Origin of the sequence: Halomonas halophila, assembly GCF_030406665.1 — a bacterium.
Lineage (GTDB): Bacteria > Pseudomonadota > Gammaproteobacteria > Pseudomonadales > Halomonadaceae > Halomonas > Halomonas halophila.
Genome location: NZ_CP129121.1, coordinates 1,055,783 through 1,078,007, shown reverse-complemented (window position 1 = coordinate 1,078,007; position 22,225 = coordinate 1,055,783). Strand labels below are relative to the sequence as shown.

The following is a 22,225-nucleotide window of genomic DNA, read 5'->3' as shown; positions in this document are numbered from 1 at the left end:
CGCCTCCCGACCTCATCAGCACCTTCAGGGAGCGCCTCGACAATGACGTCAGCCGATACCGCCCGCCCCGATACTGCCGCCTCCGCCGAGCTGCCTGACGTGCTCGCCGGCCCGATCCTGCGCCGCCTCGCCCCGGACCGCGTGCGGATCTGGCTGGTGGGCTCGAAGCCGCTGACGGGCAAGCTGCTGCTGCACCCGGAGGGCCATGGCCCGCGCCGGCTGGCGCTGAACGAGCGCCGGGTGCGCCGGCTGCCGCTGGGCCGTCACGCGGTGCTGCACCTGATCGACGTGGCACTGGAGACGCCGCTCCCCACCGGCGTGGCCATCGACTACGACCTGCGGCTGGCCGGCGACGGCGGCAAGGAGGCCGGCATCGCCGACTGGGCCCCGCACCTGCTGCACGAGGGCGCCCGACGCCCGCGCTTCGTGCTGGCCGGGAGCCACCAGCGCCTGCTGCACGGCTCCTGCCGCCGCCCCCACCACGACGGCCCCGATGCCCTGGTGCGCGCCGACGGCTGGCTGGCCGAGCGCCGCGACGACGCCGAGGCCTGGCCGGCCTGGCTGCTGATGACCGGCGATCAGATCTACGCCGACGACGTGGCCGGCCCCACCCTGGTGGCGATCCACGAGCTGATCCGCCGCCTGGGCCTGTTCGACGAGCCGCTCGAGGGCGCCACCGTGGCCGACAGCCAGGGCCTCTACGCCGCCGAGTCGACCTACTATCGCCGCGAGGAACTGCTGCCCGACGTGGAGAGCAACGCCAACCTGCGCGAGCGCGTCTTCGCCGGCGCCCGCAAGCCGGTGTTCACCTCGGCCCACGCCCGCAACCACCTGATGACCTTCGCCGAGGTCATGGCCATGTACCTGCTAGTATGGTCGCCGGTGCCCTGGCGGCTGGTGACGGTCTACAAGCCCGAACTCGGCGCGGACGACGCCGCGGCCTTCGACGACGAGGCCGCGATCCTCGAGCGCTTCGTCGCGGGCCTGCCCGCCGCCGCCCGGCTGCTGGCCCATGTGCCGTCGCTGATGATCTTCGACGACCACGACGTCACCGACGACTGGAACCTGACCGCCGACTGGGAGGCCTGCGCCTACGGCCATCCCTTCTCGCGGCGCATCCTCGGCAACGCCCTGCTGGGCTACCTGCTGTGTCAGGGCTGGGGCAACGACCCGGAGCGGCTGGCCGATCCACTGGACGAGGCGGCGGCACTGCTGGACGCCGCCCAGGAAAGCGACGGCTGGCTGCCCGCCGAGGCCCACGACGCCTGCCTGCACCGCCTGCAGCGCTTCGAGGGCTGGGAATTCCAGGTCCCGGGCACGCCGCGGCTGGTGGTGCTCGACACCCGCACCCGCCGCTGGCGCAGCGAGCGCAGCCCGCGCCGGCCCTCGGGGCTGATGGACTGGGAGGCACTGTCGGACTTCCAGCAGCAGCTGCTCGACGCGCCCTCGGCGATCATCGTCTCGCCGGCGCCGATGTTCGGCGTCAAGCTGATCGAAGGCATCCAGAAGCTGTTCACCCTGGCCGGCAAGCCGCTGCTGGTGGACGCCGAGAACTGGATGGCCCACCGCGGCGCGGCCAGCGTGATGCTCAACATCTTCCGCCACTCGCGTACCCCGGGGCACTACGTCATCCTCTCCGGCGACGTGCACTACTCCTTCGCCTACGACATCCGCATCCGCCACCGACGCGGCGGCCCGCGGCTGTGGCAGATCACCTCCAGCGGGCTCAAGAACGCCTTCCCCGACACCCTGCTCGACGCCTTCGACCGCGCCAACCGCTGGCTCTACGCGCCGCGCTCGCCGCTCAACTGGTTCACCCAGCGCCGGCCGATGCACATCCGCCCCCGCGACCCCGACCGCGCCAAGGCCGGCGAACGGCTGTGGAACGGCGCCGGCATCGGCCTGGTGGAACTCGACGACCAGGGCCGCCCCAGCGACATTCTCCAGCTGGATGCCCGGGGATTCGACGTGCGCTTCCCGCCGCCTCCTCCCAAGAAGGGCTAGCCGGAAAAGGACTAGGCGGTGGCCGCGCGCCGTGCTGCCCCGCGGCGCCTGACCAGCGCATCCACCACGGCCATCACGATCATCGAGGCGCCGACCAGCGGGAAGATCGCCCCGCCGATGGCCAGCAGCGCCAGCACACCGCGCAGCCGGCGCGGGTCGGCTGGCGCCGGCGGCACGCCGAGCTTCCCGGCCGGGCGGCGCTTCCACCACATCGCCGCCGCGGAGACGCACAGCAGCACGATGCCGGCGCAGGCCAGGGCCAGGATCAGCTTGTTGGCCAGCCCGTACTGCTGGCCCATGTGCACGTTGATGCCCCACTCCAGGCCGCGCCCCAGCGGGCCGTAGTCGGCGTAGCGCATGTCGAGCAGCGTCTCGCCGCGGTACTGGTCGAGGTGCACGACGCGCTGTCGGCTCAGGTCGTCCGGATAGGCGGAACCGGTGTAGACGCCCGCAGGCCCGCTCGGCAGGTTGACCGCATAACCCGGCGCCAGCCCCATGTCATCGAAGATCGCCACCGCCCGGTCGAGGCCGATGGGCGCCGCCGCGCCGGCATCCGTCATGGCCTCGGAAGTCGGCAGCCGGGCCTGCTCCAGCGACCAGGTGGTGGTCTCGCGCTCGGCCAGGCGTTCGTCGGACATCGGCACGTTGACCCGCACGCCGTCCGGGTAGCCGAAGTTGTGGCCGTTGGCCAGTTCGTTGACCTTGCTGCCCCACACCGTCGACCAGGGCATGCCGGTCACGGCCAGGAACAGGATGAAGCCACCGACGAAGAGCCCGGTCACCGCGTGCAGGTCGCGCCAGAACACCCGCTTGCCGGGCCGGGCGCGCACCGACACCACGCCGCCGCGCCGGCCCCGCGGCCACCACAGATAGATGCCGGTCAGCACCAGCAGGATGGTCCAGCCGCCGACGATCTCGATCAGCATGCTGGCCCCACTGCCGAACAGGCTGAGGCTGTGCAGGTGGCGGACCCACCACATCACGGTGCCGCGGTAGGGCATCTGGCCGGTCACCTCGCCGTCATGGGGATCGACGAACACCGCCACCCGGCTGCCGTCCGGGCGGGTCACGTCGACCTCGGCGGCCCGGGTCTCGCTGGCCGGCGGCACGTAGCGGAACGCCTCGCCGTCGACCGCGGCCAGTGCCGCGTCGCGCTGGGCGCTGGGGGCGACCGTGGCCGTCTGGCGGGCCTCAACCGTCATCAGGTCGGCGTGCCACCAGCGATCGATGTCGTCGTGGAAGAGATAAAGGGCACCGGTGATCGCCAGGGAGATCAGAAACGGGAGGACGATCAGGCCGGCATAGAAGTGCCAGCGCCAGACGGCGCGATAGAGGTCCTGCGCCCTGTGGCGCATGGCAGGACGGCTTGCGGAAGGGTGGCTCATGGAAGTCTCGCTCGAAGAGTCATGACGACGCACGCCCTCGCCGCGCGTCCTGTCGACGTCGGCGAACGAAGGCGATGCGATTCACATCGGGGGATCACGAGCGATATCGGGGTGGCGCACGGGTCGGCGCCTGAGGAAAGACCGCGGGCCCGCCATGGGCCGCGCGGGTCGCCACCACCGGGGCGGTGATGGCATGGGAGGGCAAGGGAACGACGCCCGGAAGCAGCGCCGATAGCACCGGCATCCGCTGGAACAGCGAGCAGTAGCCGCAGGCCTCGTGCCGGTGCGGCTCCGCCTCGTCCGCCACCGACGGCGCGACCTGGCCCATCGCCTCGTGATGCGCCATGCCGTGATGGCCTGAACCATGCTGGACCCGCTCCGCGGCGCTGAACTGGCCGATCAGCGGCCCGGCCACCACCAGCCACATCGCCAGCAGCGCGAGGCGCGCGACCGATCGGCGATAGCGGCGAGTGACGAGCGTTCGGATCATGGGCGGGCCCGGCCGGAACAAAGGCCCTCATGATAGCCCGGATGGCCGCGGACGACAGCCACCGCGACAGGGTGCCGCGGCCGTTCTGTCGTGACACATGCGATACCGCTCATCGCCCGGCCTCGTCGCGCCCGCGCCGCCACCGCGCAGCGACGGGGGACACGAGCCCCATCAGCGCCCAGGCGTAGAACGCCGCCACCAGGTCATCGAGCACGATGCCGATTCCCCCGGGCATCGCCTCCACCTGGCTCACCGGCGGCGGCTTGGTGGCATCGAACAGTCGGAAGGCCACGAAGGTACCTGCCAGGGTCAGCGGATGGCGAGGCGCGGCCTGCCCGAGCATCGCCACCGGGAAGGCGACGATCTCGTCGAGCACGATACGCCCGTCGTCCTTGCCGCCCAGGGTGTCGGAGGCCAGCTGGCACAGCGGCATCGCCGCCACCAGCAGCGCGGCAGCCAGCCCCAGCCGCCAGCGACGCGAGCGGCCCAGCAGCCACCAGGCCAGCGGCAGCGCCAGCAGCGAGCCGACGGTACCCGAGGCCCAGGGCGACAGGCCGAGACCGAAGCCGGTGGCCGGCCACATCCATAGCGCTTCCATCGCTCCTCCTCGGTGGCGGCCGCGGAATCAGCCGCGCAGCACGTAGCGCAGGATCTCCACCACCTCGGCCGGGGTGCTCGCCCAGGCCATGGCGGCGGCGTCGACTTCCTTGAGCGGGTGAACGATATCATCGCCGTGCAGGGTCACGTAGGGCTTGCCCAGGGCGGCGCAGTAGCCGGCGTCGAAGGCCGCGTTCCACTGCTTGTACTTGTCGCCGAAGCGCACCACCACCAGATCGCTCTGCTCGATCAGCGTCTTGGTGCGGATGGCGTTGACCTTGGACGACTTGTGGTCGCGCCAGAAGCCCTCGCTCTGCGGGCCGAGGTGATCGCCGGCGGCATCGCTGGCGTCGTGGTCGGTGACCGGCGCGGTGAAGGCCACATCCAGGCCCGCGGCCTCGGCGCCGCGGCGGATCTCCTCGCGCCAGTCGGTGTGGATCTCGCCGGACAGGTAAACGGTGAAGCTCATGATGTCAGTTCTCCTCATGGGCCGGCTCACGGCCGGTCTTGTCGGTCGGATCGTCAATCCTACGTCATCGCGCTTTGTGCACAAGGTTACGGTGAAATGAATACATGTCGAGGGCTTCGACAAGCCGCGCCTCGCCGCGCATCATGGGACGCCCACGACGGCAACGAAGGACGAGACAGTCCCCCATGGCGCTCGACACCACCGCACTCAACCGGCGCATGACCCACTTCGACGACCACGACGACCTGTGGCTGTTCGGCTACGGCTCGCTGATCTGGAAGGCCGACTTCCCCTACCTGGAGCGCCGGCCGGCGCGCATCCATGGCTGGGTGCGTCGCTTCTGGCAGGGCTCCCACGACCATCGCGGCACGCCCGAGGCCCCGGGTCGAGTGGCGACCCTGATCGCCGAGGAAGGTGCCACCTGTCTGGGGATGGCCTACCGCATCACGCCGGAGACCCTGCGCCCGCTCGACGTGCGCGAGAAGAACGGCTACCTGCGCGAGCTCACCCCGCTACACTTCGAGGACGGCACCACCGCCATGGGGCTGACCTACCTGGCCACCGCCGACAACGCCGCCTTCCTGGGCGCGGCGCCGCTCGACGACATGGCCCGCCAGATCGCCGGGGCCGAGGGCCCGAGCGGCCCCAATCGCGACTACCTGCTGCACCTGGAGACGGCACTGGCCGAGCTCGGCGTGACCGAGACCCACGTCAGCGAGCTGGCCCGGCGGGTCCGACTGGCAGGCGAGCCCGATCGCTGCGACACCGGCCGTCCCGAGGACGACACTTTGCGTGTACAATGACACCCTGATCGCACGGCAGCCATCGTCCTTCCGGCCAACTCGCCCGGGGACGCCAGGCTGGTGGACTCCACGAGCACGAACACGGGAAGAGTGATGAGCGACAAGATCCAGGTGGCGGCCCCGCTGGTCATCCTGCACGGCGACGAGATGGCCCAGGTGGCCTTCGAGAAGATCATCGATACCTTCGTGACCCGACCGCTGGACATCGAGCTGGTCGAGATCGACCTGACCGCCGAGAACCGGCTGGTCACCAACGGCCAGGCAGTTCTTGACGCCATCGATGCGCTCAACCGCCACCAGGTCGGGATCAAGAACGCCGGCATGACGGTCAATCGCGAGCAGCGCGACGCCCTGCTCGCCCAGCATCCCGAGCTCGACGCCGCCACCCTGCACCCGCTGGCCACCAAGTCGCCCAACGGCGCCATCCGCAAGGGCATCGGCGGCAACATCACCCGCGAGGACATCGAGTTTCGCAACCTCAAGGTCGAGCGCCCGGCCTGGGTCGGCCGCGACATCGAGGTCGAGACCATGGAACACGGCGGCATCAAGGACAGCTACAATGCCCTGTCCGGTGCCACCGGCGTGGTCAAGCTGCTGTTCGTGGGCGAAAGCGGCGACCCGGTCGAACTGCACCGCCGCGAGGTTCACAAGGGCGACCCCTGGCTGCTGGCCACCAACGACCTCGAGGACGTCAAGGCCTGGGCCCACCGTTTCTTCCGGCGCGCCCTCGACGAGAAGCGCGACATCTATCTGGGCCTCAAGGACACCGTGATCGCCGGCTACGACGGCGTGATGCGCGCCGCCATCGAGGCGATCTACCGCGAACACTACCAGGCCGAGGCCGAATCGCTGGGGCTCGCCTACCACTACGAGCTGATCGACGCCCAGGCCGCGCGCCTGGTCGCCAACCCGCCCGAACGCGCGCTGTGGGGCGTGCCGGACAACAACACCGGCCGCAAGCTCTACAAGCTGGTCGAGCAGCTCAAGCGACACGGCATTCCCGACCGCAAGGCCCAGGTGTCGATCTCGCGCATGAGCGCCGGTGGCGGCGACCAATACGGCAGCTTCAACCTGCCCGCCGAGGAGGACGGCATCCTCAAGGTGGTGGTCGACGGCGAGGAGAAGCACGCCCGCCGCGTCAACAAGGGCGACCCCATCCTGCTGATGTCCAACGACCGCGAGGCGATCAAGGACTGGGTGCTGCAGGTGTTCCGCGACGCCTCGCGCAAGGACAAGGAGGTCTACTTCGGCCTCAAGCGCGAGTACATGGACTACGACGAGGTGTTCAGCGACGTCATCACCGAGGCTCGCCGCGAGCTGGCCCACAATGACACCCCGCCGCCGTCGTTCATGATCATGCGGCCCTCCAGCCAGCTGATCAAGATGATCACCGACCCGCCCCGCAACGCCCTCTACCCGGCGCAGAACCTGGACGGCGACATCTTCTCCGACATCTCCGCCGCCCTCGGTGGCAGCCTGGCCACCGCCAGCTCCATCATCGAGAGCAAGAACGGCACCATGCTGTTCGAGGCGCCCCACGGCACCGCCCACGACCTCTACCTGAAATACCTGGAGAGCGACGGCCAGGAGGCGCACTTCAACTCCTCCGCGCTGATCTATGCCGTGGGCAACGCCCTGGAGACCCTGGCCGAGCGCGAGGGCAACGCGGCGCTCACCGACTACGCCACGCGCCTCAAGGCGGCTCTGATCGACACCATCGGCGACGGCATCGTCACCGGCGACCTCAAGGGCAAGACCACCGAGCCGGACAAGGAAACCGTTGTCGATATGCACGGCTTCCTCGACGCCGTGGAGGCGCGCCTGACCGCGTGATCGCCCCTTCCTCCCTCATGCTGCACTTACCTGCCCCGGCGGCGTCATGCTGACGCTGCCGATCTACGTGGCGGCCGCCCTGGCCGAGATCGCCGGCTGCTTCAGCGTCTGGGCCTGGTGGCGCCAGGGCGCCTCGGCGCTGTGGCTGCTGCCGGGTCTGGCCAGCCTGGTCCTGTTCGCCTGGCTGCTCAGCCTGAGCGACGCCGACTACGCCGGGCGGGCCTATGCCGCCTACGGTGGCGTCTATATCGTCGCCTCGCTCGCCTGGCTGTGGGCGGTGGAGCATCGCCTGCCCGATCGCTGGGACCTGCTCGGCGCCGCGCTGTGCCTGGCCGGCGCCGGCATCATCCTGCTGGCCCCGCGGGGCGGCTGAGCCGTTACGACGCACCTGACATCCTCGGCGCGACAGCCACCGATAATTGACTTAAAATCCGTCTGTTCACACCGCCCCCGATGAGCCGCCGCTCGATCCGAGACCGGCCCCGGGAGGAGCGCGACACGACCCTGCGTCCTGCGACACCGTGAGCTTTTTCCTACGCGACGCTGCGACATCACGAACGGCCAACACCGCCCCAGGTCTGCATTCGCCGCCGTGGAAAGTGCGTAACGTCATGACCATGACGGACAGCGCCAAGGGAAGTCACGCCGCATGAACGATCCGATCTTCACCACCGCGAATACACTCATGGATGCACCGCCACACAGCAAGATCCTCTACTCTCCCGGCCCCCACGACACCCGCATCCTGCTGTGCGAGTGCAGTAACCAGGAAGTGATACGTGGCGAAGCGGCCTGGAAACGGTTCCAGCCGGATTTCGAGCAGGACACCTGCCGCTGCCTCGACTGCGAGGCCACGTCCCCCCTGAGCTACCACGACAATCCCCGCCGGCATTTTCGGACGCTCTGAGTCCCGCTCACTCACCGGCAAGCCCAGTCCATCTCTCTGCCAATTTCTGCCATTTCATCCTTTCTTGCTGACCTCAAGAGAAACCAAGGTCGTAACCCCCATCGCTTCGCCGCGATGGTAGAATGCGCGCGCTTGCCCGGAGACCCCGGGCAGGGCGTCGCCAGGCCCTCCCATCCAGCGCCTCGACCGCCGCCATATCCCCGCGGCGCGATCTCCATGGTGTGACGGCGAGCCGGACGCACGACACGTTCATGCACCCCGTGATTCCATAAGAGACACCCATGATCGCTACCCTCAACACCCTGGGCCGCCCGCTGCTGCGGCTGGGGCTGATCCCCCAGATCGCGCTGGGCATCGTCGCCGGCGTCCTGTTCGCCACCCTCGCCCCCGATGCCGCCCAATCGGCCGCCCTGCTCGGCCAGGTCTTCGTCTCCGCGCTGAAGGCGGTGGCGCCGGTGCTGGTCTTCGTGCTGGTGGCGGCGGCGATCGCCAACCACCGCCAGGGCCAGCCCACCCACATCCGCTCGGTGCTGGTGCTCTATCTCGTCGGCACCCTGGTGGCGGCGCTGGTGGCCGTGGCGGCGAGCTTCGCCTTCCCCACCAGCCTGGAGCTGAGCACACCGGCGGCCAGCGGCACGCCCCCCGGCAGCGTCAGCGAGATCCTGCGCAACCTGTTGCTCAACGCCGTGGCCAATCCTGTCGAGGCGCTGATGGAGGCCAACTTCATCGCCATCCTGGCCTGGGCCGTGGGCCTCGGGCTGCTGCTGCGCCGCGCCGCCGACACCACCCGCACGGCGCTCAAGGACCTGTCCGACGCCGTCTCCGGCATCGTCCAGCTGGTGATCCGCTTCGCCCCGCTGGGCATCTTCGGCCTGGTCGCCAACACCCTGGCCGAGTCCGGCCTCGACGCCCTGCTCGACTACGGCCGCCTGCTGCTGGTGATCGTCGGCTGCATGGCGTTCGTGGCGCTGGTCACCAACCCGCTGATCGTGTTCCTGAAGACCGGCCGCAACCCCTACCCGCTGGTGTTCACCTGCCTGCGCGGCAGCGCCATCACCGCCTTCTTCACTCGCAGCTCGGCGGCCAACATTCCGGTCAACCTGGAGCTGTGCAAGCGCCTGAAGCTGCACGCCGACACCTACTCGATCTCGATCCCGCTGGGCGCGACGATCAACATGTGCGGCGCCGCCATCACCATCACCGTGATCACCCTGGCCGCCGCCAACACCCTGGGCATCCAGGTCGACTTCGTCACCGCCCTGCTGCTGTGCATCGTCTCGGCGCTGGCCGCCTGCGGCGTGTCCGGCGTGGCCGGCGGCTCGCTGCTGCTGATCCCGATGGCCGCCAGCCTGTTCGGCATCTCCGCCGACGTGGCCATGCAGGTGGTGGCGATCGGCTTCGTGATCAGCGTGGTACAGGACTCCACCGAGACCGCGCTGAACTCTTCCACCGATGTGCTGTTCACCGCCGCGGCCTGCCGCGCCGACGGCAGGACCGACGAGGCCTGAATCTCGTCTGCCCGGCCGCTGCGGCGGCCGGGTTCCTTTTTTCTTTATCCCCTTTCCTCTTCCCCTCTTCCCCTCTTCCCCTCTTCCCCTCTTCCCCTCTTCCCCTCTTCCCCTCTTCCCCTCTTCCCCTTCTTCTCCTCCACTCACCGCAGCGTCTCTCGACGTCGTCTACTCACCTTCGCTTCCTAGCGTCACCGTGGGCCCTCACGGCGTTCCCGGGCGCTTCGTTCCCGGCCTTTTTCCTCGCGTCTCTCCCGCCGGCTCAAGTGGCCGCCTTGAACAGTCGCTATTGACAGTCACCCGTTCCTTTTATAGAACGTTCTTTTTATCGAACGATTCGTGGACGCTACCTCACGCCGGGAGACCCCATGGACCACCTCGCCCTCGGCACCCTGGGCCAGCACCTTCAGCGCCTGCGCCAGGAGCGTGGACTGTCGCTGTCGCAGCTGGCCGCCGCCGCCGGCATCGCCAAGTCGAACCTGTCGCGCCTCGAGCAGGGCAACGGAAACCCCACGCTGGACACCATCTGGCGCCTGGCGGTGCAGCTGAACGTGCCCTTCGGCACCCTGGTGGCGCCGATCACCGTGCCCCTCGGCGAGGACGGCGTGCAGGTGCGGCTGATCGACCAGGGCCAGGGGAGCCGCCAGGTCGACGCCTACTGGATGCGCTGCGCGCCCCATACCGATCGCCATGCCGAGGGTCACACACCAGGCGCCACGGAATCGCTCACCGTGCTGAGTGGCGAGCTCGACGCCGGCCCCGAGGACGACCTGCGCACGCTGCACGCCGGCGACACCCTCGCCTTCAGCGCCGACCGCCCCCATCGCTATCGCACCGGCGAGCAGTGGGCGACGCTGATCCTGACCATCGTCTACGCCGAGAGGAAGACGTCATGATCGATCAAGCGACCTCGGCGCCCTCACGCGCCTGTCTGTCCGGCGTGCGCGAGGCCTTTCCGCTGCTCGGCGGCTATGTGCCGGTGGCGATCTCCTTCGGGCTGATCGCCGTGCAGGCGGGCTTCACGCCCTGGGAGGCGACGCTGATCTCGACGCTGGTCTATGCCGGCGCCTCGCAGTTCCTGTTCGTCGGCATGATCGCCGGCGGCGCGCCGCTGTGGCTGGCGGTGGCCATGACGCTGCTGATCAACGTGCGGCACGCGGTCTACGGCCCCAACCTGGCCCCCTGGATGGACCGCAGCCGCTGGTGGCCCGTGCTGATGCACGGCCTGACCGATCAGGTCTTCGCCCTGGCCCAGCACCGCTTCCCGCAGCTGCCGGAATCGCAGCGCCTCGGCTGGTTCACCGGCGCCGCGCTGCTGGCCTGGGCCAGCTGGATCCTCGGCACCGTGCTCGGCGCCCTGGCCGGCGACTGGCTGATGGCCCGCTGGCCGCTGCTGGGCGAGATCCTGCCCTTCGCCCTGCCGGCGCTGTTCCTGGTGCTGGTGGCGCCGCGCTTCACCTCGAAGCGCTGGAGCCTGGCGCTGGCCATCAGCATCGGCGTGGCGATGCTCTGCAGCCTGGTCGGCTACACCAACATCGGTATTCCCGTCGCCGCCGGCTGCGGCGCCCTGTGCTTCACCCTGGTCCGCTTCACGCCGCACAAGGAGGCGCCCCATGAGTAGCGCCCTCTGGCTGGCCCTGCTGGCCTCGGCCCTCGGCACCCTGCTGATTCGCCTGCTGCCGCTGCTGTGGATGCAGCGCCGCCTTCGTCGCCTCGGCGGCGAGGACGGCGTCGAGGCCATGCCCCAGTGGCTCGCGCTGCTCGGCCCGATGATGGTCGCCGCCGTGCTTGGCGTGTCACTGGTCCCCGCCGTTCCCGGCCCGCTCACCTGGCTGGCTACCGCGACCGGCGTGCTGGCGACCCTGGGCGTGTGGTATCGGCTGCGCTCGCTGGGCTGGCCGGTGGTCGCCGGCGTCACCGCCTACGGCCTGGTAGAAGTCCTGGCCACCCTCGCCTGACGCCCGGGCGCAGCGTGGAAAGGCGCCATCTTGACCGCCACGACGTCGAGGCGGCAGTCTGCCTTGGCAAGACGCCCCTCGCCGACATCAAACAGGGAATGTGGAATGTCCAGTGATCGCCTGCACGACCTGCTACAGCGCGTGACGCAGCGCGACCGACAGGCCTTCGCCGAACTCTATGACGCCACCTCGGCGAAACTCTACGGCACCGTGCTGCGTATCCTGAAAGAGCGCGGCCGCACGGACGACGTCATGCAGGAGGTCTACGTCACCATCTGGCAGAAGGCCGAGCAGTTCGACGCCGGCCGGGCCTCGGCGATCGCCTGGATGGCGAGCATCGCCCGGCACGCCGCCATCGACGAGCTGCGCCGACGGCCCCGGGCGCCCCATGAGTCGGACGACGCCCTGGATCAGACGCCCTCCGACGCCCCCGGCGCCCGGGAGCACGCGGAGCGCGACGAGAATGCCCGCCGCCTGCATGCCTGCCTGGCCGAGCTGGAGGGCAGCCGCCGTGACATGGTGCGTCTGGCCTATCTGGATGGCTGGTCCCGGGCCGACCTGGCCGACCACTTCGAGCAGCCGGTGAACACCGTCAAGACCTGGCTCCATCGAGCCCTCAAGCAACTCAAGGGGTGTCTGGCGTCATGACAGACCGCGACGACATCGACATGCTGGCCGCCGAGTTCGTGCTCGGCACCCTGGACGCCGAAGAGCGCGCCAAGGTGGCGAGGCGCCGCCAGGCCGAGCCCGAGCTGGACGCCCGCATCCTCGAGTGGGAGGCCCGCCTCGCGCCCCTCGGCGACGAGATCGCCGCGGTGTCACCGGGGCCGGACCTGCTGGCGAGGATCGAGCGGCGCATCGAGGCGCTGGAAGCCATCCCGGGCACCGGCGTGCATGAGGGCAAGGTCTCCCAGCTCGATGTCCTGCGCCGCCGGCTGCGCATCTGGCGCTGGAGCACCGGGCTCGCCTCCGCTGCGGCGCTGGTGCTGGCCGCGGTGCTGATCGCGCCCCTCGACCGGGGGCCGAGCGACTCGCCCTTCGTGGCGGTGTTCCAGCAGGACGACCAGCAACCCGCCTTCATGCTCTCCGTGGACCTCGACAGCCGCCGCCTGAACGTGCGGCCGGTCACGGCCGAGCCGCTGCCGGACCGCGCCTATCAGCTGTGGATCAAGGACGCCTCGCTGGGGCCGAACCCGCGCTCGGTGGGCGTGCTCAACGACGACCTGAGCCTGCCGACCGATGCCCTGAGCGACTTCTCTCCCGATCTGCTCAAGCGCGCCACCTTCGGCATCAGCATCGAGCCGCCCGGCGGCTCGCCCACCGGCCAGCCGACCGGCCCGGCGATCCACGGCTATCTCTACCCCACCGGTCGGGACGCCTCGTCGCAGCGGCTGTGATTTTTTTCGTGCCGGGGTGAAACCGCCGTCGCGCTTCTCTCGTAACTTCGAGCACGCCCATCCCAATCCCTTTGCTTCGATGGGGCGTGCTCGGAACTCAAGGAGAGAATGATGATGACCAAGTTCATGGCAAGCGCATTCGTATCCGCCGCTCTGCTCACCGGCGCTTCCCTGGCCCAGGCAGAAATGCACGGCGACATGCATCCGGAAGTCTGGGCCGATGACCAGTCCGTCGCCGGCGGCACGGTCACCGCGGAAAAGGTCATGGCGGGCAGCAACGGCTGGCTGGTGGTGCACCGCACCGATGACAGCATGGCACCGGGCCCCGTGGTCGGTCACGCCCCGCTCAAGGAAGGCGAGAACATGGACGTCACCGCGATCCTCACCGAGGATGTCAGCGCCGGCGACCAGCTGATGCTGATGGTCCACGGCGAGGAAGGCGGCATGGAGACCGGCATCTTCGAATACACCCTCGGCGCCTCGGAAGACGGCCCGATCAAGATCGACGGCAACCTGGTGACGGCCACCATCACCGCACAGTAAGCCGCTCGAAAAGACCGCCGGAAAACGGCGAAGGGGCCCCGAGGGGCCCCTTTTTTCGTCAGTGTGGCCGCGGCGCCTGGCCCGCTCCGCCGGCCTCGCGCCCGCGCCACAGGCCGGAGAGCGAGACCGCCAGGATCGACATCAGCACCAGCGCCAGCGATGGCACCAGCACCGCCCAAGGTGCGCGCTCCAGGTAGGGCATGCTGTCGGCGAGCAACAGCCCCCATTCCGGCGCCGGCGGCCGCGGGCCGAGCCCCAGGAAGCCGAGGGCGGCCAGCGCCAGCGCGGTACCCGGCAGGCGCAGCATGGCGTGGCGGAACACCGGCCCGACCAGCGCGGGCAGCACGTAGCGCGACAGCAGCCGCCAGCGCCCGACGCCGAGCACCGGGGTAACGCGGACGTGGGGCTGGGCAAGGGTCTCGCTGACCAGCGCCGAGGTATGCGCGGCCAGCGGCGCCCAGCTCACGGCCGTCACCGCGATCACCGCGCCGGCGGCGCTCGGCCCCATCAGGCCGGCCACGATCAGCCCGGCGATCACCGGCGGCGTGGCGTTGGTGACCTCGATGGGCCCGGCCGCCAGCCGCGGCATCAGCCCGATCGCGAGCCCCAGCACGAAGGTGACCAGCACCGTGGCCAGCGCCATGCCCATGGTCGAGAGCGCGCCGTGGCTGACTCGGGCGAGGATGTCGCGACCGATGCCGTCGGCCCCCAGCGGCAGCCCCGGACCCGGCGGCTGCAGGCGCAGGTAGGCCGAGGTCATCGGGTCGCGAGACAGCCCCGCCAGCACGATCGTAAGCAGCAGCGCGCCCGCCACCGCCGGCACGAGCCAGCGCCAGCGGCCGGCACCGACGACCGGGGCCGCCATCGGCACCGCGCCCGCCCGCATCGCCCGGCCCAGCAGCAGCGAGCGGCCGAGGTTGGCGAGCCCGCCCAGCACCACCGCGATGGCCAGCAGGATCAGGATGCCGGTCTGCAGCGCCGGCAGGTCCTGGGCGGAGGCCGCGCCCAGCGTGGCCCGACCGAGGCCGGGAATCGAGAACACCTGCTCGACGGCGATCGCCCCGCCGGTCAGGCCCACCACCACCAGCCCGACCTGGGGCATCAGGCTCGGCAGGGTGCGCTTGAGCGCGGCCAGCGCCAGGCGCCACCGCGGAAAGCCCGCCATGTGCCAGGTCGCGACCCAGCGCTCGGCGAAGGCCGAGGTCAGTCCATCACTGAACAGCCGCCCCAGCAGGCCGCCGGCCGGCAGCCCCAGCGACAGCGCCGGCAGCACCAGGTGGCGCCACTCGCCCCAGCCATACGGCGGCAGCCAGCGCAGCCAGGCCGCGAACACCACCAGCAGCAGCGCCGCGAGCAGGAACTCCGGCAGCGCGGTGATGGCCGCGGCCATCGCTCCCGAAGTCGGCGCCGGACGACCGTCGAGGCCGCGACGCAGGGCCGGCAGGCAGATCAGCAGCGCGGTGGAAAGCGCCACGACCAGCGCCGCCGCCATCAGCGTCAGCGAGACGCCCGTCGCTTCGAGCAGGCCCGGCAGCACCGGGGTACCGGAGATCCAGGAGGTACCGGCGTCGCCGTGCAGCAGGCCGGTGAACCAGTGCTGCAACTTCTCGAGCGGCCCCATGGCCAGGCCCAGCTGTTCGCGGATGGCGGCGAGCGCTTCCGGGGTCGGGTTCTGATCGCCGGCCCGGGCGCGCAGGATGCTGAGCGCCGGGTCGCGCCCCGAGAGCCACGGCAGCAGGCCCACCAGCACCACCACGCCGCCGAGGGTGAGCAGCCGCGACAGGGTCGGCAGCAGCGCCCCCCACTCTATCGACAAACCCCGCGACAGGCCCCGCACCGAGCGCCGCGCCGGCATGCTCGCGACCTTACTCGGCGCCATCGTCGATGAACCGGGTGTGCTCGTTGATCAGCTCGCGCTCGCGCGGGTCGCGCACGGCGCCGGCGACGTGCGTGGCCTCGCCCTGGATGACGCGCTCGTGGAGCATCGGCACCGCGGCGTCGGTGGCGAGGATCGCCGCCTCGGCGTCGATGATCGCCTGACGGCGCTCCGGCCCCGGTTCCAGATCGGCGGCCTTCTCCAGCGCCGCGTCGACCTCGGCATCGCACAGCTGGGCGATGTTGAAGGAGCCCTCGCAGGCGAAGTCGCTGAACATGTAGGCCACCGGATCGCCGGAATCGAGCATGGTCGCCCGGGACAGGATGAAGGCATCGAACTCGCCGGCCAGCATGTCCGACTCGATGTGCGCGTACTGGCGCACCTCCTGCTGGACGTCGAAGCCCGCCGCCTCGAGCTGCTGCTCCAGCAGCACCGCGACCTCGGGCAGCTCGGCCCGGTCGGTGAAGGTGCCCAGCTTGATGGCGACACCGTTCGGGGCCGCGGCCTCGGGCCGCCCCTCCACCGGCGTGCGCAGCCCGTCGGCCCACTGCAGCGCCGGGCCCAGCAGGCCGTTGGCGATGTCGGCGCGGCCCTCGTAGACGGTACGCACGACGGCGCCGGGATCGAGCGCCTCGCGGGCCGCCGCCCGCAGCGCGGGGTCCGAAAGCGGTCCGGACTCGGTGTTGAGATAGAGCGTGTTGGTGCGCGGCATCGGCACCTCGTGGATCAGCTCGGGGTCGATCAGCGCGACCTGGGAGACCGGCACCGCCTCGACCACGTCGGCCTCGCCGGTGCGCAGCGCCGCGCCCCGGGCCGTGCCGTCCGGCACGTAATCGGCGTCGATGCCGGCAAGCTCGGCGCGCTCGCCCCAGTAATCGTCATAGCGGTCGAGCCGCGCGCTCTGGGTGCCGTTGATCTCCTCGAGCACGAAGGGCCCGGTGCCGGCCTCGATCGGATTGACGGTGCCGTTGTCGCGATAGGCCCGCTCAGCCAGGATCGCCAGCTGCGGGCTGGACAGCCGATTGGGCACCAGCGGGTCGGCCTCGGCGGTGCGCACGATCACCGCCTCGTCGCCGTCGGCCTCGATCGTCATGTCCACGCCGTCGAGGATGCGCGGCTTGGGCGCGGCGTTCGTGGCGGCGGTCAGCGAGGCCACCACGCGCTCGGCGGTCAGCGGCGTGCCGTCGTGGAAGGTCACGTCATCGCGGATCGTGAAGCGCCAGCTGTGTGGATCGAGCCGCTCCCACTCGGTGGCCAGGAAGGGCTCGGGGCTGCCGTCGTCATCGAGGCGGATCAGCGTCTCGGCGGTGCTCCAGCGCGACAGCTTGAAGGCGTCGTCGGTCAGCGGGTTCAGCCCCGAGCGCGGCGGCTGCAGCATGGCGACCTTGATGCGCCGATCGCCGGCATCGGCGGTCTCGACGGCGCTCTCACTGGCGCGCTCATCATTGGTCGATTCCTCCTGCTGGCAGCCGGCCAGCAGGGCCAGCGAGAGAAATGCGAACGGAAGCGGCAGGGCGTGGCGAAGGGTCAAGGGACGAAGGCTCAAGGGGCAAGCTCCTGGGAATGATGGGCCGGCGTGGCGGCGGAAAGAGAACTCGGAGGTAAAGAAGTGAGAGGAAGATCCTGGCCCGGCAGCATCGCCGCCGCTCGGATCAGCGCCGCCGTACGCTCGTGCGCCGGCGCGCGGAACAGCGCCTCGGTGGGGCGATCCTCGATGATCGCGCCATCGTCCAGCACCAGGGTGCGCTGGCACAGCCGGCAGACCACCGAGAGGTCATGGGAGATCAGCAGCAGGCCGATGCCGGCGTCGTGGTGCAGCGTCTTCAGCACCCGGGTCACCTGGGCCTGGAGCGGCAGGTCGAGGCCGCTGAGTGGCTCATCGGCCAGCAGCAGCCGCGGGCGCACGGCCATGGCGCGGGCGATGGCCACCCGCTGGGCCTGGCCGCCGGAGAGCTCGGCCGGGCGGCGCATCAGATAACCGCCGTCCAGGCCGACCTGCTCGAGCGCCTCGCCCACCCGGGCCTCGTGCGGGCCCTCGATGCCCAGCCGCACCAGCGGCTCGCGGACCAGCTCGCCGACGCGCATGCGCGGGTCCAGCGAGGCCGCCGGATCCTGAGGGATGTATTGCACCGCGCGACGGTACCAGCGCAGCGAGCGCGCGGAGCCCGGGGCGATGCGCCGCCCCTGGCAGACGATCTCGCCGCCGTCGGCCCGGGTCAGGCCGAGCATCAGGTTCAGCAGCGTCGACTTGCCGGCGCCGGATACCCCGGCCAGGCCGATCAGCTCGCCGGGGTGCAGGCGAAAGTCGATGTCGCGCAGGGTGTGGCGCCACTGCCGCCCGCCCCACCAGCGGCGGGGCCCGGGCATTCGCTTGCTGACCCCGGAGATCCGCAGCAGCGAGCCGTCGTCGTTGAGTTCGGGCATCGTCGTCATAGGGTTATCCCACGGCCCGCAGCCGCGGCTCTTCCATCTGACGCTGGGGCTCGGCCGACGCCGGGAGGAACTCGCGGTTGCCCAGCGCCGCGACCAGCTCGCGGGAGAAGCGATGCTGCGGCGCGGCAATGATGTCGGCCAACGGCCCCTGCTCTACCAGCCGGCCGCCGTCGAGGACCAGTGCGCGTTCGCACAGCCGCGAGGCGGCGGCCATGTCGTGGGAGATGAACAGCAGCGCGGGGGTGTCGGCAGTGCCCGTGGTCTCGCGCAGCAGCGACAGCACCTCGGCCTGGGTCAGCACGTCGAGCGCCGTGGTGGGCTCGTCGGCGACGATCAGCGACGGCCGGCAGGCCAGCGCCAGCGCCAGACAGACCCGCTGGCGCTGCCCCCCGGAGAGTTCCGCCGGCGAGCGCCGCACGACCCGCTCGGGCTCGGCGATCATCATCCGCCCCAGCAGCGCGACGACCGCTCGCTGCGCCTCACGGCGCGAGAGCCCGTGGAAGCGCAGGAAGGGCTCGCGCAGCTGAGCGCCCACGCTGACCAGCGGGTTGAGCGCGGCCTGGGTGTTCTGGAACACCATGCCGGCGCGGGCCAGCGCCGGCCGCCGGGTCGCGCGCAGCCCGCCGACCTCGAGGCCGTTGAGGCGGATGGTACCGTCGATGCGGGCCGCGGGCGGCGTCAGGCCGAGGATGGCCCCGGCGGTGAGCGACTTGCCGGAGCCCGACGGGCCGATCAGGCAGACCCGCTCGCCCGCCTCGACGTCGAACGACAGGCCCTCCACCACCGGCCGCTGGCCGAGCCGGATGCGCAGGTCGTCCACCCTGAGGACGGGGTCGTATGCCGGTGATGTCACGTCATGCTCCTGTCTCGCCATTCGCGAAAGGCGGAAGGTTATAACATAACGTCTTTGGTGAACACCATCAGCGAGCTCGCATGACGCGCACCTTCATCGCGATGCCGCAACGCCGGCAGTCGCGTCGGCAGAACATGCCTTGCAGCGCTCGATGATGCTCAGAGCGTGAGCGAGACGGTCACGGTCTCCGCGTCGTCGTCGCGGGCCTCGGTGGTGAAGCCCAGCTCCTCGGCCATCTTCCGCATGGCGTGATTGACGCGCAGGATGTCGGCGAAGACCTCGCGCACGCCCATCTCGCGGGCGTAGTCGAGCACGCGCTGCATCAGCCGGTAGCCGAGCCCGGTGCCCTTCATGTCGCTGCGCACCATGATCGCGAACTCGGCGCGCTCCTTGTCCGGGTCGGCGGACAGCCGCACCACCCCGGCGATCTCCGCGCCGTCCGGCGGCAGCGCGACGAAGGCCATCTCGCGGTCGTAGTCGATCTGCGTCAGCCGCGCGGCGAAGGCGTGATCGAAGCGGCGGATGGCGGCGAAGAAGCGCAGCCGCACGTCGTCCGCCGAGGAATGGCGCAGCATCTCGACCAGCGCGGCCTCGTCCTCGGGCCGGATGGGGCGCAGCCGGTAGCGCGTGCCGCCGCGGGTCTCGATGGTTTCCTCTAGCTGCTGCGGATAGGGCCGGATCGCCATCGTCGGGCGCGCCTCGCCGGCCGGGCGGATCACGATGCGCGCGTCCAGCGCCATCACCCCGTCGGCGTCGGCCAGCATCGGGTTGATGTCGAGCTCGGCCACGCTCGCCAGGTCGCCGACCAGCTGGGAGAGCTTCACCAGCGCCAGCGTCAGCGCCTCGAGGTCCACCGCCGGCCGGTCGCGATAGCCGTGCAGCAGCCGCGAGACCCGGGTCGACTCGATCATGTCGCGGGCCAGCAGCGGGTTAAGCGGCGGCAGGCCGATCACCCGGTCGCCGATCACCTCCACCGCCGTGCCGCCCTGGCCGAACATCAGGATCGGCCCGAACACCGGGTCCTCGGCGATGCCGAGGATCAGCTCGTGGGCGCCGGGGCGGCGGATCATCGGCTGCACGTTGAAGCCGTCCAGCCGCGCCTCCGGCGCCTTGTCGCGGATCGCCGCCAGCATGTCCTCGGCGGCCTGGGTCACCGCCTCCGGCGAGGCCAGGTTCAGCTGCACGCCGCCCATGTCGGACTTGTGCGAGATGTCCCGCGAGACGATCTTCAACGCCGCCGGCAGGCCCAGCGCCCGAGCCGCCTCGCCGGCCTCCTCGGGCGTTTCCACCCGGCGCGCGGGCACGGTGGGAATGTCGTAGGCCGCGAGCACCTCCGCCGCCTCGGGCTCGGAGAGCACCCGACGACCCTCGGCGCGCACGGCCTCGATGACCGCCTCGGCCCTGGCCCGGTCGAGTCTCACGCGCTCGGTGATCGCCGGCGGCGTGGCCATCAGCGCCTGCTGGCTGCGCCAGTACTGATGCAGGTGCCAGAAGGCGCGAATGGCCTGCTCCGGCGTCTCATAGGTGGGAATCCGGTGCTCGGCGAACAGCCGCCGGGCCGCCGTCGGCGAGGCGTCGCCCAGCCAGCAGGTCAGGATCGGCGGATGGCGCGGGCCGAGCGATGCGACCACCGCCCGCGCCGCCTCCATGCGGTCGGCCACCGCCGTGGGGCAGTTGATCACCAGCAGCGCGTTGGCATCGCCGGCATCGTGCAGCGCCTCCAGGGCCTTGGCGTACCGCTCGCCCGGGGCGTCGCCGAGAATGTCGAGCGGATTGCCCCGCGACCAGGCCTGGGGCAGCACCTCGTCCAGCCGTGCCATCGCCGGCTCGGAGAGCTCGGCCAGCTGGCCGTTCAGGCCCTCCAGCGCGTCCGCCGCCAGCACGCCGATGCCGCCGCCGTTGGTGAGAATGACCAGCCGGTCGCCCTGGATGCGGATGCCGGTGGCCAGCGTGCCCGCGGCCTGGAACAGCTCGTCGAGGGAGTCGACCCGCAGCATGCCCGCGCGGCGGAAGGCCGCATCGTAGACGGCATCGGAGCCGGCCAGCGCCCCGGTGTGCGACAGCGCCGCCTTGGCGCCGGCGGCGCTGCGCCCGGCCTTGACCACCACCACCGGCTTGTTGCGCGAGGCGGTGCGCGCTGCCGACAGGAACTTGCGCACGTCGGTGATCGCCTCGACGTAGAGCAGGATGGCCCGCGTCTTCGGGTCGAGGGCCAGGTAGTCGAGCATGTCGCCGAAGTCGACGTCGCTCATCGCGCCTAGCGAGGCCACGTGGGAGAAGCCGATGTCGCGGGTCTTGGCCCAGTCGAGAATCGCGGTGGCCACCGCGCCGGACTGGGTGACGAAGGCCAGCTCCCCCGGCGGCGGCGTGAGATGGGCGAAGCTGGCGTTGATGCCGCGGTGCGGCGCCAGGATACCCAGGCAGTTGGGCCCGACGATGCGCATCAGGTAGGGCCTGGCGGCATCCAGCACCGCCTGCTCCAGCGCCTGACCCTCGGCGTGGCCGCCCTCGCCGAAGCCCGCCGTGATCACCACCGCCGCGCGGCAGCCGCGCTCGCCCAGTTCATGCACTAGCCCCGGCACGCTCTTCGGCGGCGTGGCGATGATGGCCAGGTCCGGCGCCAGCGGCAGCTCGGCGACGCTGTGGTAGTTGAGGCTCGAACGAATCGCCCGCTCGTGCGGGTTAACTGTGAGGATCGGCCCCTCGAAGCCCGACGAGTAGAGATTCTGAGCCAGCACCGCACCCACGGACCCCGGCCGGTTGCTGGCCCCGATCAGGGCGATGGAAGACGGGTGGAACAGCGCATCCAGGTTGCGAATCGACATCGATATCTCCGCTCGGTCGGCGATGGGCCCGGGCGCGGGGTGCACGCCACGGAACGCGCCCGCCGGGCGGCGGGCCATCCCCGAGTATAGGAAGCGCCGACGACGGCGAGGTGACGGAGGTCAAGCGGAGGGCGTAGCGGTGAGACGCCGCGATAACAACGAGAGACTTCTTGAAGCACCGGAGTCATGCACCCGAGGACTTCGAGGATGGTGGGCGCAGCAGGACTTGAACCTGCAGCCAAGGGGTTATGAGTTAGCTCCAAGGCGTGCCACTGTTTGCCAATGCCCTCAATATCAATGCCTTAGAAAGATCCTTATCCTCCTATGCCGACCTTTATGTGTCT

Annotated in this window: 21 protein-coding genes; 12 read left to right on the top strand and 9 right to left on the bottom strand. The window is 70.5% G+C overall.

All coding sequences use genetic code 11. The features are described 5' to 3' along the window. The first annotated feature begins 42 nt into the window (after positions 1–42). Complete coding sequence (locus QWG60_RS04865; RefSeq protein WP_146908302.1) at positions 43–2,004, top strand: alkaline phosphatase D family protein; 1,962 nt, start codon at positions 43–45, stop codon at positions 2,002–2,004. Positions 2,005–2,015: 11 nt separating this feature from the next. On the opposite strand, the gene QWG60_RS04860 is transcribed toward QWG60_RS04865, so the two are convergent. The 4 genes from QWG60_RS04860 to QWG60_RS04845 form a co-directional block, all read right to left on the bottom strand. Next, the gene (locus QWG60_RS04860; RefSeq protein ID WP_046079086.1) at positions 2,016–3,389 is read right to left on the bottom strand and encodes a PepSY-associated TM helix domain-containing protein; all 1,374 of its coding nucleotides are present in this window, start codon (positions 3,387–3,389) and stop codon (positions 2,016–2,018) included. 94 nt (positions 3,390–3,483) lie between these two features. Further along, positions 3,484–3,879, bottom strand: coding sequence for a DUF2946 domain-containing protein (locus tag QWG60_RS04855; RefSeq protein ID WP_052719340.1), 396 nt, complete (start codon positions 3,877–3,879; stop codon positions 3,484–3,486). A gap of 109 nt (positions 3,880–3,988) precedes the next feature. After that, positions 3,989–4,477 carry a phosphatidylglycerophosphatase A family protein gene (locus QWG60_RS04850; RefSeq protein ID WP_046079087.1) on the bottom strand — a complete coding sequence of 163 codons (489 nt, stop codon included), beginning with the start codon at positions 4,475–4,477 and terminating at the stop codon, positions 3,989–3,991. Positions 4,478–4,504: 27 nt separating this feature from the next. After that, positions 4,505–4,945 carry a YtoQ family protein gene (locus tag QWG60_RS04845; protein ID WP_046079088.1) on the bottom strand — a complete coding sequence of 147 codons (441 nt, stop codon included), beginning with the start codon at positions 4,943–4,945 and terminating at the stop codon, positions 4,505–4,507. Between the two features lie 185 nt (positions 4,946–5,130). On the opposite strand from QWG60_RS04845, the gene QWG60_RS04840 reads away from it, so the two are divergent. From QWG60_RS04840 to QWG60_RS04790, 11 genes are all read left to right on the top strand, one after another. Next, complete coding sequence (locus QWG60_RS04840; protein ID WP_046079089.1) at positions 5,131–5,748, top strand: gamma-glutamylcyclotransferase; 618 nt, start codon at positions 5,131–5,133, stop codon at positions 5,746–5,748. A 93-nt stretch (positions 5,749–5,841) separates the two neighbouring features. Next, on the top strand, positions 5,842–7,581 hold the full coding sequence (locus QWG60_RS04835) for an isocitrate/isopropylmalate family dehydrogenase (protein ID WP_146908299.1): 1,740 nt from the start codon (positions 5,842–5,844) through the stop codon (positions 7,579–7,581). A 46-nt stretch (positions 7,582–7,627) separates the two neighbouring features. Beyond that, positions 7,628–7,954 carry a YnfA family protein gene (locus tag QWG60_RS04830; protein ID WP_107181671.1) on the top strand — a complete coding sequence of 109 codons (327 nt, stop codon included), beginning with the start codon at positions 7,628–7,630 and terminating at the stop codon, positions 7,952–7,954. Between the two features lie 276 nt (positions 7,955–8,230). Next, positions 8,231–8,488, top strand: a complete 258-nt coding sequence (locus QWG60_RS04825) for a hypothetical protein (RefSeq protein ID WP_146908296.1) — start codon at positions 8,231–8,233, stop codon at positions 8,486–8,488. A 281-nt stretch (positions 8,489–8,769) separates the two neighbouring features. Then, positions 8,770–9,996, top strand: coding sequence for a serine/threonine transporter SstT (sstT, locus tag QWG60_RS04820; protein WP_046079092.1), 1,227 nt, complete (start codon positions 8,770–8,772; stop codon positions 9,994–9,996). A 368-nt stretch (positions 9,997–10,364) separates the two neighbouring features. Then, positions 10,365–10,892, top strand: coding sequence for a helix-turn-helix domain-containing protein (locus QWG60_RS04815; RefSeq protein ID WP_046079093.1), 528 nt, complete (start codon positions 10,365–10,367; stop codon positions 10,890–10,892). Beyond that, entirely contained in the window at positions 10,889–11,617 is a 729-nt protein-coding gene (locus QWG60_RS04810; RefSeq protein WP_146908293.1) for an AzlC family ABC transporter permease, read from the top strand. Before QWG60_RS04815 ends, QWG60_RS04810 begins: the two co-directional genes overlap by 4 nt. After that, positions 11,610–11,954 carry an AzlD domain-containing protein gene (locus QWG60_RS04805; RefSeq protein ID WP_146908290.1) on the top strand — a complete coding sequence of 115 codons (345 nt, stop codon included), beginning with the start codon at positions 11,610–11,612 and terminating at the stop codon, positions 11,952–11,954. The genes QWG60_RS04810 and QWG60_RS04805 overlap by 8 nt, the downstream gene beginning before the upstream one ends. A 105-nt stretch (positions 11,955–12,059) precedes the next feature. Further along, a complete protein-coding gene (locus tag QWG60_RS04800; RefSeq protein ID WP_052719341.1) occupies positions 12,060–12,602 on the top strand; it encodes a sigma-70 family RNA polymerase sigma factor in 543 nt (180 codons plus the stop codon). Further along, positions 12,599–13,351 carry an anti-sigma factor gene (locus QWG60_RS04795; protein ID WP_046079097.1) on the top strand — a complete coding sequence of 251 codons (753 nt, stop codon included), beginning with the start codon at positions 12,599–12,601 and terminating at the stop codon, positions 13,349–13,351. The genes QWG60_RS04800 and QWG60_RS04795 overlap by 4 nt, the downstream gene beginning before the upstream one ends. A gap of 111 nt (positions 13,352–13,462) precedes the next feature. Next, complete coding sequence (locus tag QWG60_RS04790; protein ID WP_046079098.1) at positions 13,463–13,894, top strand: DUF7282 domain-containing protein; 432 nt, start codon at positions 13,463–13,465, stop codon at positions 13,892–13,894. Positions 13,895–13,952: 58 nt separating this feature from the next. Here the strand turns inward: QWG60_RS04790 and QWG60_RS04785 are convergent, their stop codons facing one another. The 5 genes from QWG60_RS04785 to QWG60_RS04765 form a co-directional block, all read right to left on the bottom strand. Beyond that, on the bottom strand, positions 13,953–15,749 hold the full coding sequence (locus QWG60_RS04785) for an ABC transporter permease subunit (protein WP_146908287.1): 1,797 nt from the start codon (positions 15,747–15,749) through the stop codon (positions 13,953–13,955). A 10-nt stretch (positions 15,750–15,759) separates the two neighbouring features. Continuing rightward, complete coding sequence (locus QWG60_RS04780) at positions 15,760–17,316, bottom strand: ABC transporter substrate-binding protein (protein ID WP_246124653.1); 1,557 nt, start codon at positions 17,314–17,316, stop codon at positions 15,760–15,762. Beyond that, positions 17,313–18,203, bottom strand: a complete 891-nt coding sequence (locus QWG60_RS04775) for an ABC transporter ATP-binding protein (RefSeq protein ID WP_046079099.1) — start codon at positions 18,201–18,203, stop codon at positions 17,313–17,315. The genes QWG60_RS04780 and QWG60_RS04775 overlap by 4 nt, the downstream gene beginning before the upstream one ends. Positions 18,204–18,207: 4 nt before the next feature. Next, positions 18,208–19,056: an ATP-binding cassette domain-containing protein gene (locus QWG60_RS04770; RefSeq protein WP_246124652.1), complete on the bottom strand. Its 849-nt coding sequence runs from the start codon at positions 19,054–19,056 to the stop codon at positions 18,208–18,210. Positions 19,057–19,214: 158 nt separating this feature from the next. After that, a complete protein-coding gene (locus tag QWG60_RS04765; protein WP_146908283.1) occupies positions 19,215–21,881 on the bottom strand; it encodes a bifunctional acetate--CoA ligase family protein/GNAT family N-acetyltransferase in 2,667 nt (888 codons plus the stop codon). Positions 21,882–22,225 lie beyond the last annotated feature (344 nt).

Coding starts and splice junctions, on each gene's coding strand:
- QWG60_RS04865 (WP_146908302.1), top strand. CDS start 43: ATGACGTCAGCCGATACCGCCCGCCCCGATACTGCCGCCTCCGCCGAG.
- QWG60_RS04860 (WP_046079086.1), bottom strand. CDS start 3,389: ATGAGCCACCCTTCCGCAAGCCGTCCTGCCATGCGCCACAGGGCGCAG.
- QWG60_RS04855 (WP_052719340.1), bottom strand. CDS start 3,879: ATGATCCGAACGCTCGTCACTCGCCGCTATCGCCGATCGGTCGCGCGC.
- QWG60_RS04850 (WP_046079087.1), bottom strand. CDS start 4,477: ATGGAAGCGCTATGGATGTGGCCGGCCACCGGCTTCGGTCTCGGCCTG.
- QWG60_RS04845 (WP_046079088.1), bottom strand. CDS start 4,945: ATGAGCTTCACCGTTTACCTGTCCGGCGAGATCCACACCGACTGGCGC.
- QWG60_RS04840 (WP_046079089.1), top strand. CDS start 5,131: ATGGCGCTCGACACCACCGCACTCAACCGGCGCATGACCCACTTCGAC.
- QWG60_RS04835 (WP_146908299.1), top strand. CDS start 5,842: ATGAGCGACAAGATCCAGGTGGCGGCCCCGCTGGTCATCCTGCACGGC.
- QWG60_RS04830 (WP_107181671.1), top strand. CDS start 7,628: ATGCTGACGCTGCCGATCTACGTGGCGGCCGCCCTGGCCGAGATCGCC.
- QWG60_RS04825 (WP_146908296.1), top strand. CDS start 8,231: ATGAACGATCCGATCTTCACCACCGCGAATACACTCATGGATGCACCG.
- sstT (WP_046079092.1), top strand. CDS start 8,770: ATGATCGCTACCCTCAACACCCTGGGCCGCCCGCTGCTGCGGCTGGGG.
- QWG60_RS04815 (WP_046079093.1), top strand. CDS start 10,365: ATGGACCACCTCGCCCTCGGCACCCTGGGCCAGCACCTTCAGCGCCTG.
- QWG60_RS04810 (WP_146908293.1), top strand. CDS start 10,889: ATGATCGATCAAGCGACCTCGGCGCCCTCACGCGCCTGTCTGTCCGGC.
- QWG60_RS04805 (WP_146908290.1), top strand. CDS start 11,610: ATGAGTAGCGCCCTCTGGCTGGCCCTGCTGGCCTCGGCCCTCGGCACC.
- QWG60_RS04800 (WP_052719341.1), top strand. CDS start 12,060: ATGTCCAGTGATCGCCTGCACGACCTGCTACAGCGCGTGACGCAGCGC.
- QWG60_RS04795 (WP_046079097.1), top strand. CDS start 12,599: ATGACAGACCGCGACGACATCGACATGCTGGCCGCCGAGTTCGTGCTC.
- QWG60_RS04790 (WP_046079098.1), top strand. CDS start 13,463: ATGATGACCAAGTTCATGGCAAGCGCATTCGTATCCGCCGCTCTGCTC.
- QWG60_RS04785 (WP_146908287.1), bottom strand. CDS start 15,749: ATGCCGGCGCGGCGCTCGGTGCGGGGCCTGTCGCGGGGTTTGTCGATA.
- QWG60_RS04775 (WP_046079099.1), bottom strand. CDS start 18,203: ATGACGACGATGCCCGAACTCAACGACGACGGCTCGCTGCTGCGGATC.
- QWG60_RS04765 (WP_146908283.1), bottom strand. CDS start 21,881: ATGTCGATTCGCAACCTGGATGCGCTGTTCCACCCGTCTTCCATCGCC.